We start from the raw sequence: 17,296 nt of genomic DNA on the forward strand, positions 1-17,296 counted from the left end.
TAATTTCCCCTCAAATGACCTCTGTCTTAATTAGACAGAGGTTTTTTTTGTGTCTAAATCACACAAAACGCTCACAAACGAAAATAATAGATGATCACAAACGAAACCTGAGCTAGGATTACATTATGTTCTAAAATGCTCGTTCGCTCACCAAGAGGTCAAATTTATGAGTATACAAAATAATGCTTCCACTACTAGCTCATCCACTACCTTAGACTTGATCGTAATCGGTGGCGGCATTAACGGAGCTGGTATTGCAGCAGACGCAGCTGGCCGAGGTTTGAGTGTTGGCTTATATGAAGCAAATGACTTCGCATCTGCGACTTCTTCAGCAAGTTCTAAACTGATACACGGCGGTTTACGCTACCTTGAACACTACGAGTTTCGTTTAGTTTCGGAAGCGCTCGCAGAGCGTGAGGTTATTCTTCGTAAAGCACCACACGTCGCATTACCAATGCGTTTCCGTTTACCGCATCGCCCATTCCTACGCCCAGCTTGGATGATTCGTTGTGGCCTTTTCCTTTACGATAACTTGGGTAAACGTACGACGCTGCAAGGCAGTAAAACCGTCAACCTTGCGAAATCTGGCTTGCTAAAACCAGAGATGAAAACGGGTTTCGAATACTCTGACTGTTGGGTTGATGATGCACGTTTAGTATTACTGAACGTTCTTGCGGCTCGCGAAAACCATGCTGAAGTACGTAACTACTGCCGCGTGGAAAAAGCACACCGTGAAGGTGGTATCTGGCACGTTACTATTCACGATGTGATGACAGACCAACGTTTCGAACGTAAAGCGAAAGCGTTAGTCAATGCTGCGGGGCCTTGGGTAAAACAGTTCTTTGATGATGGATTAGAGCAAGCCTCTCCTCGTAACATTCGCTTAATCAAAGGCTCGCACATCGTTGTTCCTCGTATCCACAACGAACCGCAAGCCTACATCCTTCAAAACAAAGACAATCGCATCGTATTTATGATTCCTTACTTAGATAAGTTCTCAATCATTGGTACAACAGATGTGGAATACAAAGGTGACCCACGCGAAGTATCGATCTCAGATGACGAAGTCGATTACCTCATTGATATCGTAAACCAACACTTTGTCCACCAGTTGACTCGCGAAGATGTAGTTTGGACATACAGCGGTGTTCGTCCTTTATGTGACGATGAATCTGACTCTCCGCAAGCAATCACACGAGACTACACGCTAGAGCTCGATGCGGAATACGACCATGCACCTCTGCTTTCTGTTTTTGGTGGTAAGTTAACGACCTACCGTAAGTTAGGTGAAGCAGCAATGAAGAAACTTGCTCCGTTCCTACCTGAAATGGGTAAAGACTGGACGGCCAACCAAACCCTTCCTGGTGGTAACTTCAGCTGTAGTCGTGAACAATTAGCTAAACAAATTCACGCTAAATACACTTGGGCGCCAGAAGCATTGATTCTTCGTTATGTCACACAGTTTGGTACCCAAACCTGGAACTTAATGGAAGGCACAACAAGTGAAGCTGACTTAGGACAAACGTTCTCGGCACAAGCAGGTGGTGTTTACCAACGTGAGATCGATTACTTAATGAACCATGAAATGGCAATGACCGATGAAGACATTTTATGGCGCCGTACTAAGCTTGGTCTTTACATGAACGAGGAAGAAAAACAGGCCTTAACGGACTATTTAAAGAAAAAGCTACAACAGAAAGTGGTTAATCTTTCTCAAGTTGGCTAACAGCTCCCCTCCCTCCCCCACAATAAAGCCTGCTTAGTTGCAGGCTTTTTGTTTTGTTGTTTAAGCACAACACCTTGGTGCGCTCCACTCGATTGCAAATAAGAACAACTATTCATAGACATTTGGCGTTAAATACAATCATACTCATTTGAAAAATAATGCATCAATGACTTCAGAGTACCGTACTCAGAGTATTGCCTCTGTATGGCAATGCAATTCTCGCGAAAGAAGTATCTTGAGGTTATTTTGGTATCGGCTCAAACAAGGAAAAGAAAATGGGTTTTATGATTGAACATTGGGACTTCTCAACCCCAGAAGCAACTCAACAATCCACCACGGCAGAGCAAATTCAAGCTAAGCATTGGTACCATTGCGAACGGCTGCATCCCGATATTCGTGGTTGGCTGGAGCAGAACCAAGTACCTCGAGCTACGGTTGATCATCTATTAGCCGACGAAAGCCGACCATCTTTCCATCCTTTAGATGACGAGAACTTCATGTTGATTTTACGAGGCGTCAATATGAACGGCAATGCATCACCAGAAGATATGCTTAGTATTCGAATTCTCTACTTTCAAGGCGCACTCATTTCAACTCGTAAAATTCCATCACGCGCGATCATGGAGATTCGCCAAGCATTAGCGGAACACAAAGGCCCAAAAAGTCTTGCTAGTTTACTTCATCAGATCATTGAAGGATTAAACAGTAAAATAGACATTTACCTTGATACGATTGAAGAAACACTAAACCAGTTCGATGTGAATGATGAGTCGACGTACAAACATATGGCGACTCAAAAAGCACTGATTTCTATCAAGCGTTTTATTCGCCCTCAGCAGTACGCTATCCGTGATCTTGTGGAGTCAGAATCAGAATTGATTGCTTTGAGACCTCATCAATATCGCTTCGCACACAATAATATTACGCGCATAAATGAAACACTTGAGTTTTATCTTGGAGAAGTGGCGCTTTTCCAAGAAGAGATCAAACATCATCGTGATGAGAAAACCAATAAAAACAGTTACCTGTTTACTTTGGTAGCAACGATTTTTCTACCAACCAGCTTCTTAACAGGTTTACTCGGTATCAATGTTGGTGGAATGCCAGGCGTGGAATCCACCATGGCATTCACCTGGTTCTGCATCGCCTTAATTGTCATTTTTGGTCTAGAGTGGTGGCTATTTAAACGCTTGGGGCTCACGAATAAAGCGGACGACGAAGACGAATAAACACTAAACCTATAAAGAACAAAAACCAAAAGAGGAGCACGCGGCTCCTCTTTTCTCTACTCACATTAGAATCTTATCCGGGGTGACCATCCACACGAGGGGTCACAAGCATCACACCAAAGCGCCACACAAACAGCCCAAACGCAACAATCCATAATCCGCCGCTGATATCAATCCACAGTATCATGTTCGCTGGGTCAAAGATCACGGCGAAACTGCGAACCAAAGCTGCCGCGGTAATCGCTGTAAACGCAAGGCTCATGTTTGGCCCTTTGTAGATCATGCGACCAGTATGTCCCATCGTCACCCGTGCAATCATCGCTAAAATCAAACCGCCTAACGCACCTATCGCAAACAGGTGAATGAGGTTATGGCTGGCAAATGCATCTCCCCAGACGCCTCGCAAAATTAAGCTTAGTGGTAAACACAAATACGCAGCATGCAGCGACCACACTAAAGGCTCGCTCAGGGTTAACCAAGGTTTCCAGCGAACAAAACGCACCAACTGAGCAACACCTGCAAATAGCATCAAAGGACTACCTAGTTCTGCAAACGTCACAGGGAAAAAGCTCAGCACAAATAGCATTACCAATGGCAAGTTCGCGAACCACTCTAACCAAGCCAATGGTTGCGCTTTTTCGAAATTAAATCGACGCGCAGTAAAAAATGGAATCACACGTCCGCCCATCACTGACAACAGCAAGGTAAACCACCACAGCATTGCTTGCCACACCGCTGAAGAGCTAAAGGGCGGCATACCTTTTATCGTTGCGTAGCTTGCAAAGTTCGCAAAGATGGCCAAAAGAAACAGTGGAACGAAAAACAAATTACGCCAACCTTTGGCTCGATACACACGAATGCCCACCTCATAGGCGACAAACAGTAAAAATACCGCTTCGATACTGCTGGTTAACCATAACGGTGCTTGTGTCCAAAGCAATATGCGGGGCACTAACCACAAGCCAAATAAAGCCAGAAGCATGTAATGCTTGGTACCATTAATGCCAGTCCAGTTTTGTACCGCGGTCAGTACAAAGCCAACTACGATTGCCATCGAAAAACCGAACAACATTTCATGTACGTGCCACCATAATGCCGGTACAGCTAATGCGTTTGGCTGTCCGCTCTGGAACATCCACACCCACAACGCGATCGCAACAATGGCGTAAATCGACCCAAACAGAAAAAACGGCCGAAAGCCTAATCGCAGCCATGCGGGGATTTTTTCTTCCACTTTTTTATCGGTGATATTCAGCATTATCTTGCCCTCAAGCGTCTCTTGATGCTGGTTGACTCAACTACAATATTGATGCTACCACAAACATGCATAAAAAATACATGTTTATAATTAAGATTATACTTAAGAGGTAAAGTTGTGCTTCAGAGGCGGGTTAGGTATAAACGGTGAGAGACACAACCATCAGTTAAGGGATGCAACGAAGATGTACATATTTGGCTATGGCAGTTTGATTAATTCTGCGTCACGTAAGTTAACCGGACAAACGGGAGAAGCCATTCCCGTCATTGCTCATGGACTGGTGCGCTACTGGGGGAAGATTGACGACAGCTACAGCCTCTCTCCATTAGTGGTGAACCAAGGCGATGGACAGGTTAATGGCGTTTTACTCGAAGTGAATAAAGAAGCGCTCGCAGAATTCGACCGCCGTGAGCGAGGTTATCATCGTATTCAACTTCAGCCAGATCAAATCGAAACAGATGCGAGTTTTAACCAAGAACATGACATTTGGGTTTACGTAAAAGACGAGCCACTACCACCATGCGCAAAGAGCCCAATCATGCAAAGTTATGTTGATACCGTGCTGGCAGGTTGCTTGGAAGTTTCCCACGCGTTTGCAGAGCATTTTGTGCGTCACACCATTGGCTGGCAACACGCGAAAGAAAATGACCGCCATCAACCCAAATATGGCAACCTTGCAGGCGTACAAGAGCACCATTATGAGTTGATTGATAATCTAATAAAAAAAGGAGCCTAACGGCTCCTTTTTAGTATCTATGTTTTGCTTATGCGAGCTTAAAACTTGTAATCAACGCCAACGTACAGGCTGTCAAAATCAAATTCAAGATCGCCACCACCTTCAACATCGATGGTTACTGTAGAAGCACGGTAGCCACCAGAAACAACCAGACCTGAAGCAAATTCATAACCCACTTCAGCACCATAGTTAAAGCCAGCATCGCTACCATCAGTCTTACCAGTGAAACCAGAAAGGTTTGATTTTGCCTCTAAATCAACCCCAGTTACACCTAGACCAACAACAGCACCAACATAAAAACCAGTGCCAGAGAATTGGTACTTAGGTTTAGCATTAAGGTTGAATGAATAACCTTCAACAGTAGCTTCTAACCAATTACCCGCGCCCGATGCTTTTTCTTCGAAGCTACCGTAGTAAATGTACTCACCTTCTAAAGCCAATTTGAAGTTTTCTGAATATTGCAGCTCTTTACCTACCGCAATACCCAAACCTGTAGCTGAAGAGCTGTAAGAGTGACCTTCAACTTCAAGATCAGAGTTAAGAATATCTGCGCCAACATACCAGTTACCTTTTGCTTGAACTGACGCTGAAGCAACCACTGCACCTAAAGCCAATAATGGCAATACTTTTTTCATTATAATTTCCTATGTTTTTCATACTGTTAAACAGTTTTTAAAAGCGCGGAGATTATAAATAGAGTTGAATACTTTCCTATTGATTTGTTTATAAAATGAGACACAAAACATAAACATGAACAATAAAACGTTTGCTTGATTAAACTCTAAACAGCTCGAGTCCTATTAAGTACTAGAGTTACCACAAGTAGCAAGTTTCCAAACCAGTCGCGTTTTTCAGTATTTTTACAGCAATATAATCCTTACGTTTACGGCTTTATTTATTACTCAATAGAGTGTATTTCATGAAAACAAGTTGGCTTGATATGCTGATTTAAAGTGTTTAGGACTGTCTTACTAAAGGTTTGTGCATCTCTAAGTAGCTGTTTAAAATAGTCAGATTATTGAGCTCACACTTGGGCAGTGAGCAGTGCCGACGGGAAATTTACATGGCAAAGCTAAAAGATATCGCCATTGAAGCGGGCGTCTCACTTGCAACCGTATCGCGGGTTTTGAACAACGACCCAACGTTGAGCGTTAAAGAAGAAACCAAATACCGCATTTTGGAAATTGCAGAAAAACTGGAGTACCGCACCAGTAGCTCGAAGAAAGGCATCAAAGAAGTTAAGCAAAAACATCACTTTTTAGCCTTATATAACTACAAACAAGAAACAGAGGTAAATGACCCTTACTACTTATCAATTCGTCATGGGATTGAAACGCAATGCGACAAATTAGGTATTACGCTAACCAATTGCTATAACAGTGAAATTGATGTTGAAACGAAAAAGATAACAGGTGTCCTTTTAGTCGGAAATGTCGACCAAAAGGTAGTAGATAAATTACCTAAACGTCTAGCCGATAGCATCTGCTACATAAACTTTTCAGATCCAACCTGCCCTTATGATTGCGTTGATGTCGACCTTATTCGAATCAGTAGGCAAGTAGTTGATTTCTTTGTACAACGAGGCTACCGCCGCATCGGTTATATTGGCGGTCAAAACAAGCCCGACGCAGCTGACACTCGTGAAAATGTGTTTTTGGACTATGGCTATCTAAAAGGCGTGGTCGCAGAACAAGATATACACTATTGTGCCTGCTCTAGTTTGTCCGGTTATAACTTAGCGAAAGAGATGCTAGCCAAAGGTGACTTCCCGAAAGCAGTATTCATTGATTCAGACTCCATCGCGATTGGCATAGTACGTGCAATCCATGAATTTGGCTTAAAGATACCAGAGGACATTACGTTGATTAGTATGAATGATATTCCTACTGCTCGCTTTACCTTTCCGCCGTTGTCTACAATTCGTATTCACTCTGAGTTGATGGGAGCTCAGGGAGTAAACTTACTGGTGGAAAAATACCGAGATGGACGCTTACTCCCTCTTCATGTATACGTTCAAACAGAGCTTAAACTACGTGGTACAACTCAATGATACCTTTTCCATTAATCTCTTTTATGAATTAAACCTGGAACATCCCCCCCTAACCAAAGACATTCATTTTGCACAATCAGTACTGTTTCGGTGTAACGCCGATAACTCAGCGGGTAGTAAGAAGTTCAACAACAAATCACTCTAAGCACCATGAGTGCCCCAAATGTTTATCATTTAGAGGTGATGGTCGAAGAAACCAACTCGCGTAGCCAAATGCCTTTGTCTTCATTGTTTCGGCTGGAATGCCACAGCATAGCAATATCAAAATCCGCAACGGCGATCGGCGGCTTAACGGTAACGAGATCGTCCGAAAAGCCCTCCGCCAATGCCATTTTTTCTGGCACGATGGCAATGAGATCGCGTTTTTTCAATAGATGCCGAATAGTGAGAAAGTTGCGCGACGCCACGGTGACTTTGCGGCTCAAGCCATGTTCTGCAAGCTTTTGGTCTACTTGTGTCTTTAAGCTCCCATCGGGACTTACCAGAGCTTGCTCTATGTTCGCGAACGCTTCCAGAGACAGCTGTGTTTCCCCTTGCAATACCTGTTTATCACACATGCACACGTGCTTTTCGGTGTACAAGTACAAGCTCTCAAAGTTGTCATCCAACACCGGCATGCTGCCAATAATGACATCGAGCTTTTCATGCTCAGTTAATGCCACGTAGTTGCTACGATTGACGTTAATAAAACTGATCTGCGCCTCTGGGGCGCGCTGGCGTATTTCGTCATAAAGCCTAGGAGCAAAGATAAACTCGGCATAATCCGTTAACCCGATGCGACATACACCCGCGTAATTTTCAGGTTGGAAGGCAGACTTAGTGAGCAAGTCTTTGGCGATAGAATCCAACAAGTGATGCACAGTTGGCGCGATGTGGTGAGCGTGCTCGGTGGGCTCCATCTTGTGCCCTTTTCGCTCAAAAAGCGGGTCGTCAAACAACAACCTTAAACGAGACAAACTATGACTCATCGCCGACTGACTAACGTAACTTTTCTCTGCCGCGACGCTAACGCTTCGATAGCGATACAAGTAGGAAAACGTCACCAATAAGTTCAAGTCAATATTGCGCCACTGAATGTCCTCTTTCACTCCAACATCCTCATCCCATTTCATTTCATTCATAGATGAAATTAAAATCATCAATTTGAGTCATTTTAGAGCATTCGATAAATTAGCAACAATGCTTTTTAGATAAACAGGCTCGACATGTTCACCATATTCAAAACTTTTTTCTGGCTGGGTTGGTTCAGCTTCGGCGGCCCTGCGGCTCATATTGGTTATTTTCGCCAAACATTTGTTGAGAAACTGAAATGGCTTGATGACAGCGAGTACGCGCAAATTGTCGCGCTCAGTCAGTTTTTGCCGGGACCGGGCTCAAGCCAAGTTGGCTTTGCATTGGGTTATAAACGTGGCGGTTTAGGTGGCGCATGCGCAGCATTTGTCGGATTCACGCTTCCTTCAGTGGTCATCATGTTGGCGCTGGCGATGGTGAGCAGCCAAATCACCGACACCGCAGTGTTCCAAAACATCGTTCACGGCCTAAAACTGCTCGCAGTCGTCGTCGTGGCGGATGCGACTTGGGGCATGTACAAAAACTTCTGCCAAAGCAAACTGACCGCGGGTTTGTGCATCGCGACTGCGATTGCGTTGCTGGTGGCACCAAGCATCATGACGCAAATGTTCGTGTTGATCGCAGCAGGTTTTGTCGGAATGCGATATCTGAAGAAAGACTCCGCGCCATCAGCCGAGTCGTTTAAACCGTCTATCGCGGCATTGGCTCTATTTGCGATGCTTTTACTCGGCTTACCGTTAGTGGCTCATACGTTACCTTTGCTTGGGCTGTTTAGTGATTTTTTCCAAGCTGGTAGCTTAGTGTTTGGTGGCGGTCATGTGGTTCTGCCGCTTCTGCAAAACATTGTTGGCGACCAGCTCAGCCAAGATGCATTTTTAACAGGCTACGCCGCTGCACAAGCTGTACCAGGGCCAATGTTCACCTTTGCGACTTTTATCGGTTATGAGCTTTCGGATACGCCAATTTTAGGTGCGCTGATCGCAACGCTTGGCGTATTCCTCCCAGGGTTTCTTTTACTACTTGGCGTTCTTAAGAACTGGCAAGCACTGGCAGGAAAACCGCTGGTCTCCGGCGCCATCAACGGTGTAAATGCCTCGGTAGTAGGGTTACTACTCGCGGCACTTTACCAGCCAGTATTTAGCAGCGCAGTTGTTGCTCCCATCGACATGGCGTTAGTGATTGCGGGTTTCTATCTACACAAAAAGCTCAACCTTTCGGTTCTGTGGATGATCGTGTTTTTTGTGGCGGCAGGCCTTGTCACGGGCATGATGTAGCCTGCTGATACGCCAACTATTGAATCCAGATAAACCACGGGTACTCAAATACGAGTGCCCGTTTTCTCAACTAAGCTTAATGATATTGGAAGGATAGAGATGACGGATCATCAATGGAACAAGACAACAATTACGAGCTCAACCTTAGCTGGCAGCAAAAAGCATCGGCTTTACTCACATCAGTAAAGAATGAGTTATTGAACGATAGGATTTTCTACACCTATTGCTTTATCTCGACTGCTGTCATTTATCTTTGTTCTTTGTATCTCGATTTCCCTATCGATTACTCTTTTACCACTTACCTTGAAACACTCATACAAGCTTTGTATGTCACAGGTTTAAGCTGGTGTATCTACTATTATTTCTATCTCATACTGCGCAAAGAAAAGCAGCCGGCAAAAAGATTCATACAAAAACTGAAGCATCTTATTTTTCCGCTGTACCGACCTGTATCAGTGTTTGTTTCGATGATGGCACTCAACCTGATTTTCTCTAACCACACGTTTTTGAAATCGCTGATTCCAATCATCAATCCGTTCAAGTGGGATCTGACCTTTGCGAATATTGATTCGTTGCTACACTTCGGCGTTGCTCCGTGGGAGTTGACCCATGCATTATTCTCCAATGCTTGGGCCTCATTAGGGCTAAATGTAGCCTACAACGCATGGTTTTTTTGTATGTGGGGTATACTCATCTTTTTCCTTATCTACAAAAAATACCCGTTGGTAAGGCAACAGTTTTTACTCACGTTCGCATTGTCTTGGATGATTCTTGGTGTCTTCTTCGCCACGCTGCTTTCTTCAGCAGGCCCTTGCTATGTGGAGCTTATCACTGGAGATGAACAGTTTGTTCCTCTGATGAAAACGCTCGAAGCCCAAAGCCAATATCTTACCAATGTGGACGCTGGGCAATTGTGGGCATTGCCTACACAGCAATATCTTTGGGATGAGTACATCGCGAATGCCAATGGTATTGGCTCTGGCATTTCGGCAATGCCTAGTTTGCACGTTTCCATTGCGGTTTTGATGGCGCTATCAATTTATAGACTCAACAAAACCATCGGCTACTTTGCCTACGCTTTCGCAGTCATCATTCAAATCGGTTCGGTACATTTAGCTTGGCATTATGCGATTGATGGCTACCTCGCAACACTCTTGACGGTGATGTTATGGAAGATAGTTGGTTGGACTTTACGGCGCTATGCTTCTTACCCTGAAAGAAGAGAATGAACGGCTAATTGAACAAACACCTTTGCAACGGACTACTCCCGGTAAATGAAAAAGCCACTCTATCTTGCAGAGTGGCTTTCTTTTAAAAGGGTCTTCAAATTTATTGGAGAAGCGCGGTAGAGGTATCCCCTCGCTCTCTCACCATTGCCAATGCTCGTTCTAGGTTTTTATTTGCCAGTTCATAGTAGGCAGGGTTCTTATCAATAGCCTGTTGTAGATAAGGAATCGCCTCGCCTGGTTTGCCTTGAAGGATCAAGAAGTAACCAACATTATTGAGTGCTTCCGGCTCTGTCATGTGTCGACTAAAAATACTCAGAGCTTGTCGTGGCTGATCTTTAGCTAAAGCAATGAGACCTAAATTATTGATTCCTCTCTCATCTCCTGGCTTGATACTTAGTGCGGCTTGAGTAAAGTGCGCCGCTTTTGAGTAAGCTTTTTCCATGTAGTAGGAGTAGCCAAGGCTGACCAAAGCGTTTACGTTTCTTGAGTCAATATCCAACGCTTTTCGAATTAACGCCTGCGCAATATCGTGGTCGCCACGAATGTCGTAAAGCACACCTAGACCGGAGTAAGCAGAGACTGGTGATTTATCATCATAGCGATATGTTGCAACGCTCTCTGCAGTAATGTTGTCTTTAGTGATGGTAGGATCGCCATCCATGCGAATTTGGTCAGCATTCAAAGCGCGTATGTAGTAGCTTTTCCCAACGTCCTTTTCTCCACGCTTCGTGTATAAAGTACCAAGCTCAGTCAGGGAGCCAATATGATCGGGGTTCTCAGCCAAAGATGCTCGAAATGATTTATCGGCGAGTTCTGAATTCTCCCTAGCTAAATGGATGCGCCCCACGGTGTACAAGGTTTTATCTTTATGGACCGCATTCGGGAAAGAGAGCGAGCGAATATATTCATACAAGGCTAAGTCGACATTTTTGTTGCTTAATGCAATATCCCCTCGTGAGATTGCCTCTTCCTCTGTTTTGGGTGGTTCATCATTAGTGAGAGACTCAACGGGCTTACCTGAGTACAGCGTTGAATCGAAATCTGATGACTGTTCAGTTGTTGAACATGCGGTAAGCACCAACAACGAGATGATGACGTATTTCTTAATCCACATAACGATCCCTATTTTGCTTTTTAATTAGAAAATGCCTCAGCCAATGAAATTAACGCAGGTCCGATAGCCACTATAAAAAAGCAAGGCCAAATAAATAGCACCATTGGAAACATCATTTTGACTGGGATTTTTGCAGCAATTTCTTCTGCTGCTTGTTGACGCTTATCCCTGTAGTCTTCGGTATATTCACGCAAGGAGTTGACTAAACTCCCCCCTATTCGAGAGGCATGGCTAAGCATACTTACCAGCCCCATTAATTCTTCTAACCCTGTCCTTAATACTAGCTCCCTCAGCGCTTCTGGCATTGGTTTGCCCGCTTTAATTTTGTTGCACACCGTATCGATTTCATCAGCAAGCTCTGGGTGAGAGATAACCAGTTCATCAGCAACCCGACGCAACGCTGCATTAAAGCCAAGCCCTGATTCGGTACAAACCACCAGCAAATCAAGCATGTCGGGCACACCTGCACGAATCGCTTGCTGACGCTTGTTCACCATTCGACGCAAAATAAAATCAGGAAATAAAAGCCCAATAAATACGGATAACGCCATATACGTGTACAGGTATTTAGATTCCGGAACCGAGAAATACACCAGTGCCGCCACCATCACACCTAAGATTGTCGTGACCGATTTAATGGCATAAAACATCGATAATGCATTGCTTTCATGAAACCCAGCATGCATCAGTTTATTGCGTGTCGTTTGGCGCTCTTTTTCACTGGTTGGGGAAGTTAAAGGCGCTAACGACTCCAAGGTGTCTGACATTTTCTTGTTGTGATGAGAGACTTCTTTCTTATCACCAGACAATTCGGCTAACTTTCGTTTAATTGGCGAGTTAACCCCGATAATTATCGAGCCTAACGTCATCACAACCAACACTGTAGTGATGAGGATCAACCCCATAAGCAGTGTTTCTTGGCCGACAGCAAAATCGTTTAACCATCCTTGAATACTTTCCATGGCTACACCTCAATATTGACGATTTTACGAATCCAAAGCGTGCCGATAAACAACGCTACCATCCCACCAATGACCATTTTGATCCCCATTGGATGCGTGTGGAGTAACTCAATATACTCAGGTCGAACAAGGGAAATGATGACGTACAAACCAAAAGGCGCTAATACTAATACCCATGCCGACATTCGAGATTCCGCCGAAATGGTTTTTATTTTTCGAGCGAGTTTGAAACGAGCACGTAGGATATGGGAGAGCTTCTCAATGTTTTCGACTAAGTTACCACCCGTTTCCTTTTGCAGTAACACAGCACTGGAGAAAGCAAGCATAGATACGGTAGGAGTTCTCTCCGACATTTGCATAATCGCCAAGCGGAGGTCATAACCATAGTTGAGTAAGTTAAAGGTATTCATGAACTCAGGACCAAGCGGTGCACTAACCTCTCTGCCTACTTCTCCAAACCCCTGCGTAATTGGCTGCCCTGCCTGCAAAACTCGCTTGATGATATCGAGAGCCTCTGGCAGTTGCTCTTCAAATTTCATTAAACGATCAGCAATCCTTTTCTGTATGTAGAAGTAAACAGACACCCAGCAAGCAAACGCAACGCCAGCACAGAGGTACCAAACTTGCCCGAACAAGAACAGAAATAGACCAACCGCAGTCCCTCCGAGGAATGTGAGGAAAATAAACCGACTGAACCCCATGTGTATCCCAGCCAGTTCCAACTTCTTCTTAAAGCTATCGAACAGGCTAAACCTCACAAGCCATCGCTCTAATGGCGATAGATTCTTGAGCGAGTTTTCCCTTAATAAAGAAATACTCTCTTGATCAATATGTTTATGGCTTTCGTGTATCCGCTTGATTAATTGCTTATGCTTAACCTTTTTACCCGCAGAAGGCAGAATTAACGCTTGGCTAATAAAGAATACGGACAAAAACAGCAGTACAAGAAAAAGGGGGAATTGACTATCCATAGCAATCTCCTAACGGGCTTTTTCATTGAATATTTCAAATGGTACGTCTAAGCCTCGTTTTACTAATTGGTCATGGCAGCTTGGTACAATCCCTGTAGCCATGTAATCACCTAACACATTGCCTTCTTGATCGACCCCTCTTCTTTGGAAGGTGAAGATCTCCGACATGGTAATAACGTCACCTTCCATGCCATTGATTTCTTGTACGCTAACCATGCGACGTTTACCGTCTTCCTGACGATCCATTTGCACAACAATATTGATGGCCGACGCGATCTGCGCTCTCAAGTTTTTTGTCGACACATTCCACCCTGCCATCGAGAACATATTCTCAATCCGGCTCAACGCATCTCTTGGTGTATTCGCGTGGATAGTAGCCAAAGACCCATCGTGACCCGTGTTCATTGCGGATAGCATATCCACCGCTTCTGAGCCACGAACCTCACCAACAACTATCCGATCGGGACGCATACGTAGTGAGTTTTTTACTAAATCACGCTGAGAAATTTCACCCTTACCCTCGATATTGGAAGGACGTGTTTCCAAACGGATAATATGTGGCTGTTGGAGTTGTAACTCTGCTGAGTCCTCAATGGTTACAATGCGTTGGTCGCTAGGAATAAAGCTCGACAAAATATTTAGCGTGGTTGTTTTACCAGAACCTGTACCTCCAGAAATCAGGATATTCATTTCCCCCACAACCGCCGCATTAAGAAACTTCGCCATTTCAGGAGACAACGATCCAAGTTCTAATAGGTTATCCATATTCAAACGTTCAACAGCAAAACGTCGAATAGAAACTGAAGGCCCATCAATAGCAAGAGGAGGTATAATCGCATTAAAACGTGAGCCATCTTTGAGTCGAGCATCCACCATGGGTGAAGCCTCATCGATCCTTCGACCCACTTGGCTTACAATACGGTCGATAATATTGCGCAAATGGCGTTCGTCTAAAAAGGTGTGCGGTGTTTTCTCCAACTTACCAAAACGTTCGACGAAAATATTTTTCGGGCCATTTACTAAGATATCTGAGATTGTTTGATCTTCAAGAAGTGGCTCAAGAGGCCCTAGGCCGAACACTTCATCTTCAATTTGATGTATTACGCGGTTTCGCGCTTCTGAACTCAATGGGTGTGTTTGATCTTCCGCAATGAGCTGAACAACCGCTTCGCGCAACTCCTCTTTCGCGCGATCTTCTTGCAAGTGCGATAGAAGCCCGAGATCCAAGGTATCCAGTAGTTTCTTGTGGTAGTAGTGTTTTATCGAGAGATCTTGTTCTAATTGCTTTTTCTGCTCCTCGATCGCTTTCATCTTGGCTTCTACCGGCGACAAAGACTTTTGCTCATCTGACGAGTCTTCATCAGATTTTGCCAACTCGACATTCACAACTTTGGATTCTTTTGTTTCATCTACGGAATTGAAAGAACTCCCGACGCCTTTCCGTTTGAAAAACATAACTCCCCCTTACTAAGAAAATAGTTTTTTTATCCAACTTTGATTCTCTTTGGTCGGACTTTCTAATAAGTGCGATATTTCAGCCAAAGACGCTTTCAGCGCACTATTTTTCTTAGATTGAACAATTGGGTTGCCCAAATTAGCGCTCTCGATAGCAATAGCAAAGTTATTAGGTACTAAGTGTATTGCATGTCCACTAACCGCATTTTCAATGTCTTTCAACGATATTGTCGATTTCTTTTCAAAACGATTAACAATTAGTTCAACCTGATGACTACTTAAACCATAGTCTAATTCTAAAGAACGTATATAACTAACAGCATGCTTCACCGAGGTAACATTCTGTTGCAGAATCAAAAAAACATGTGTTGCCGGAGAAACAATTTGTTGGTAAACGTGCTCAACGCCATGAGATAAATCCACAATAATATGTGAGTAAAACTGCCTCAAAATAGGTAATAATTTACTAACTTGAACCGCATGCTTGTAATTACCTTTTGGATCATTTTGGTTAAAACACAAATAATTCAAACCTGAAGGATGCTGGTAGACTAGTCCTTCTAGTGATAATTCATCTAAATCATTAACAGAATCAATCACATCATTAATATTGTATTTAGGCTTACAGTTTAAATAATCAGCGGCATCACTAAACTGCATATCCAAGTCAACGAGCAACACTTTACTCTTAGCATAGCTTGATAATTCTATTGCTGTATTAATAGCCAAAGTGGTTGCTCCAGAGCCACCTTTTGTATTAATAAACAATGTTAGATCGCCCATTTTCTTATTGGCAATCTTTTCATCCGCGGTAGATTTTAATAAAGGATATAGCTCGCCAAAATCAACCGAACGAGACAAATAATCTGTTGCCCCAAGCCTTAATGCCATTTTAAGGGATGCAGTATCGTTCTCGTCGCCAAATACAATCAAAGCGGTATGATTATGCTGTAAACTGCTGTCACTAGAATAAACATGAGCCACTTTCTGAGCCCAGCTTTCACCGGTTTCAATATAAATGAGATCAGGAACTTGCTTATTTTTCACAAAGTCCAAGTTAAAGGTATCTAGCTCTATCCAATCAATATTTAGATTTACACACCTTGATAGTTCATCAGCAATGTGAATTTTAAAATTTGATGTAGAATAAACTATCCAAATAATCAAGTTAGTTTTTAAACTTTTATGTGTTTCATTATCCATTTTGACTGGTTTCAACATAAAGCTACTCCGCGGAACAATCCGAATAAACAGCTGGGTTATCAGCTTCAGGCTTTAATACACCTAAGCTTTCTGCCGGCAATACAGTTTCAAAAGCAGGCGTTTTTCCTACTGCACTAATAAGCGCAGCTAACACAAAAAACTTAAATTCATAATCAACTGCTCTTGCTTGAACATATTTTATTTTTGAAAACTGAGCATCTAACACTGTAGATGCTGCAGGTGGAGTACTCAAAAAGTCCGACACATCAACAGTTGCACCTGTATCGTCTAAATATTCGATTTGTAAATTATTAGCGGTAAAACCTGAAGGATATAGACTCTCCAAAGCTTGATGATTAGGTATTTCATCACGTTCAGAAATAAAACAAACCGTAGCAAGTCGTGCCGCTCGCCTGGTAATTTCGTTGACCATTTGCACTGAATAAAAGTAGATTGCAAACTCAATAATCATGAACAGTACTAACATTACCGCAAGTGCAATTAACGAAAACTCAACTTGGGTCAGTCCTTTCTGTTTCCTTATCCATTGTTTCATGGGCTAGTCCTCATTGACGCAGAAGAGCCAATACTGAAAGCCAAAGAGGTTCCGGTAAAAGGTAAGGTTGAGAAAATAGGCTCATAATTATAAGTAGCCGATATGGTGACAACCTTATTGGTGTCCGTTGGTTGAGTCACAATAATGTCAGCAGCTTCAATATAGTCGATTACCGGCGTACCAACGCCACTCGGCGTGCCATAGATCACCACATTTTTAATATCAGATTCTTCAGCTATGCCTTCAAAATCTAACGTGCCATAAGTATCAACCACGGCATACCGTGCGCCATTTTGCAACGCTTTGTTGACCTCTGTGTATTGAATAAAAGCTCGGCTCACGTCGATAACTAATACGGTCAGCATCAGTAGCACTGGCAATGCAAGAATAAACTCTATAATTGCCAGTCCTTTCTGGTTAGCCATCTTTTTCATCTGATGCTTTCTATTGGAGTACATCATA

Annotated in this window: 16 protein-coding genes; 6 read left to right on the forward strand and 10 right to left on the reverse strand. The window is 43.4% G+C overall.

What is annotated here, in order from left to right:
• Positions 1-166: 166 nt before the first annotated feature.
• Together glpD and R7D93_RS11795 are read left to right on the forward strand one after the other, a co-directional pair.
• Positions 167-1,726, forward strand: coding sequence for a glycerol-3-phosphate dehydrogenase (gene glpD / locus R7D93_RS11790; protein ID WP_017636005.1), 1,560 nt, complete (start codon positions 167-169; stop codon positions 1,724-1,726).
• A 275-nt stretch (positions 1,727-2,001) separates the two neighbouring features.
• The gene (locus R7D93_RS11795) at positions 2,002-2,955 is read left to right on the forward strand and encodes a CorA family divalent cation transporter (protein ID WP_005391702.1); all 954 of its coding nucleotides are present in this window, start codon (positions 2,002-2,004) and stop codon (positions 2,953-2,955) included.
• A 73-nt stretch (positions 2,956-3,028) separates the two neighbouring features.
• Here R7D93_RS11795 and R7D93_RS11800 read toward each other — a convergent pair whose 3' ends face one another.
• Positions 3,029-4,213 (reverse strand): NnrS family protein, encoded by a 1,185-nt coding sequence (locus R7D93_RS11800; protein WP_213868650.1) that lies wholly within the window; start codon positions 4,211-4,213, stop codon positions 3,029-3,031.
• Between the two features lie 184 nt (positions 4,214-4,397).
• Between R7D93_RS11800 and R7D93_RS11805 the strand changes: the two genes are divergently transcribed.
• On the forward strand, positions 4,398-4,949 hold the full coding sequence (locus tag R7D93_RS11805) for a gamma-glutamylcyclotransferase family protein (RefSeq protein ID WP_017636002.1): 552 nt from the start codon (positions 4,398-4,400) through the stop codon (positions 4,947-4,949).
• Between the two features lie 38 nt (positions 4,950-4,987).
• Here R7D93_RS11805 and R7D93_RS11810 read toward each other — a convergent pair whose 3' ends face one another.
• Positions 4,988-5,584: an outer membrane beta-barrel protein gene (locus tag R7D93_RS11810; protein WP_012841470.1), complete on the reverse strand. Its 597-nt coding sequence runs from the start codon at positions 5,582-5,584 to the stop codon at positions 4,988-4,990.
• Between the two features lie 428 nt (positions 5,585-6,012).
• Between R7D93_RS11810 and ebgR the strand changes: the two genes are divergently transcribed.
• Positions 6,013-6,999, forward strand: coding sequence for a transcriptional regulator EbgR (ebgR, locus tag R7D93_RS11815; protein ID WP_225496644.1), 987 nt, complete (start codon positions 6,013-6,015; stop codon positions 6,997-6,999).
• A 170-nt stretch (positions 7,000-7,169) separates the two neighbouring features.
• On the opposite strand, the gene R7D93_RS11820 is transcribed toward ebgR, so the two are convergent.
• Positions 7,170-8,087: a LysR family transcriptional regulator gene (locus tag R7D93_RS11820; protein ID WP_005380171.1), complete on the reverse strand. Its 918-nt coding sequence runs from the start codon at positions 8,085-8,087 to the stop codon at positions 7,170-7,172.
• Positions 8,088-8,204: 117 nt separating this feature from the next.
• Between R7D93_RS11820 and chrA the strand changes: the two genes are divergently transcribed.
• Positions 8,205-9,344, forward strand: a complete 1,140-nt coding sequence (chrA, locus tag R7D93_RS11825) for a chromate efflux transporter (RefSeq protein ID WP_132936907.1) — start codon at positions 8,205-8,207, stop codon at positions 9,342-9,344.
• 113 nt (positions 9,345-9,457) lie between these two features.
• A complete protein-coding gene (locus tag R7D93_RS11830) occupies positions 9,458-10,573 on the forward strand; it encodes a phosphatase PAP2 family protein (protein WP_225496652.1) in 1,116 nt (371 codons plus the stop codon).
• 100 nt (positions 10,574-10,673) lie between these two features.
• Here R7D93_RS11830 and R7D93_RS11835 read toward each other — a convergent pair whose 3' ends face one another.
• The 7 genes from R7D93_RS11835 to R7D93_RS11865 are packed head-to-tail and all read right to left on the reverse strand — an operon-like array spanning position 10,674 to position 17,295.
• Complete coding sequence (locus R7D93_RS11835; RefSeq protein WP_005386465.1) at positions 10,674-11,687, reverse strand: tetratricopeptide repeat protein; 1,014 nt, start codon at positions 11,685-11,687, stop codon at positions 10,674-10,676.
• 20 nt (positions 11,688-11,707) lie between these two features.
• Complete coding sequence (locus R7D93_RS11840; RefSeq protein WP_005386462.1) at positions 11,708-12,649, reverse strand: type II secretion system F family protein; 942 nt, start codon at positions 12,647-12,649, stop codon at positions 11,708-11,710.
• A gap of 2 nt (positions 12,650-12,651) precedes the next feature.
• On the reverse strand, positions 12,652-13,620 hold the full coding sequence (locus tag R7D93_RS11845) for a type II secretion system F family protein (RefSeq protein ID WP_005386459.1): 969 nt from the start codon (positions 13,618-13,620) through the stop codon (positions 12,652-12,654).
• A 9-nt stretch (positions 13,621-13,629) separates the two neighbouring features.
• A complete protein-coding gene (locus R7D93_RS11850) occupies positions 13,630-15,075 on the reverse strand; it encodes a CpaF family protein (RefSeq protein ID WP_005386456.1) in 1,446 nt (481 codons plus the stop codon).
• A 12-nt stretch (positions 15,076-15,087) separates the two neighbouring features.
• Positions 15,088-16,296, reverse strand: coding sequence for an AAA family ATPase (locus R7D93_RS11855; protein WP_005386455.1), 1,209 nt, complete (start codon positions 16,294-16,296; stop codon positions 15,088-15,090).
• Positions 16,297-16,300: 4 nt separating this feature from the next.
• Positions 16,301-16,834 carry a TadE/TadG family type IV pilus assembly protein gene (locus R7D93_RS11860; protein ID WP_005386454.1) on the reverse strand — a complete coding sequence of 178 codons (534 nt, stop codon included), beginning with the start codon at positions 16,832-16,834 and terminating at the stop codon, positions 16,301-16,303.
• A complete protein-coding gene (locus tag R7D93_RS11865) occupies positions 16,831-17,295 on the reverse strand; it encodes a TadE/TadG family type IV pilus assembly protein (protein WP_031781046.1) in 465 nt (154 codons plus the stop codon). The genes R7D93_RS11860 and R7D93_RS11865 overlap by 4 nt, the downstream gene beginning before the upstream one ends.
• Position 17,296: the final 1 nt, after the last annotated feature.

It is taken from the genome of Vibrio sp. YT-15, assembly GCF_033337445.1.
GTDB classification, from domain to species: domain Bacteria; phylum Pseudomonadota; class Gammaproteobacteria; order Enterobacterales; family Vibrionaceae; genus Vibrio; species Vibrio alginolyticus.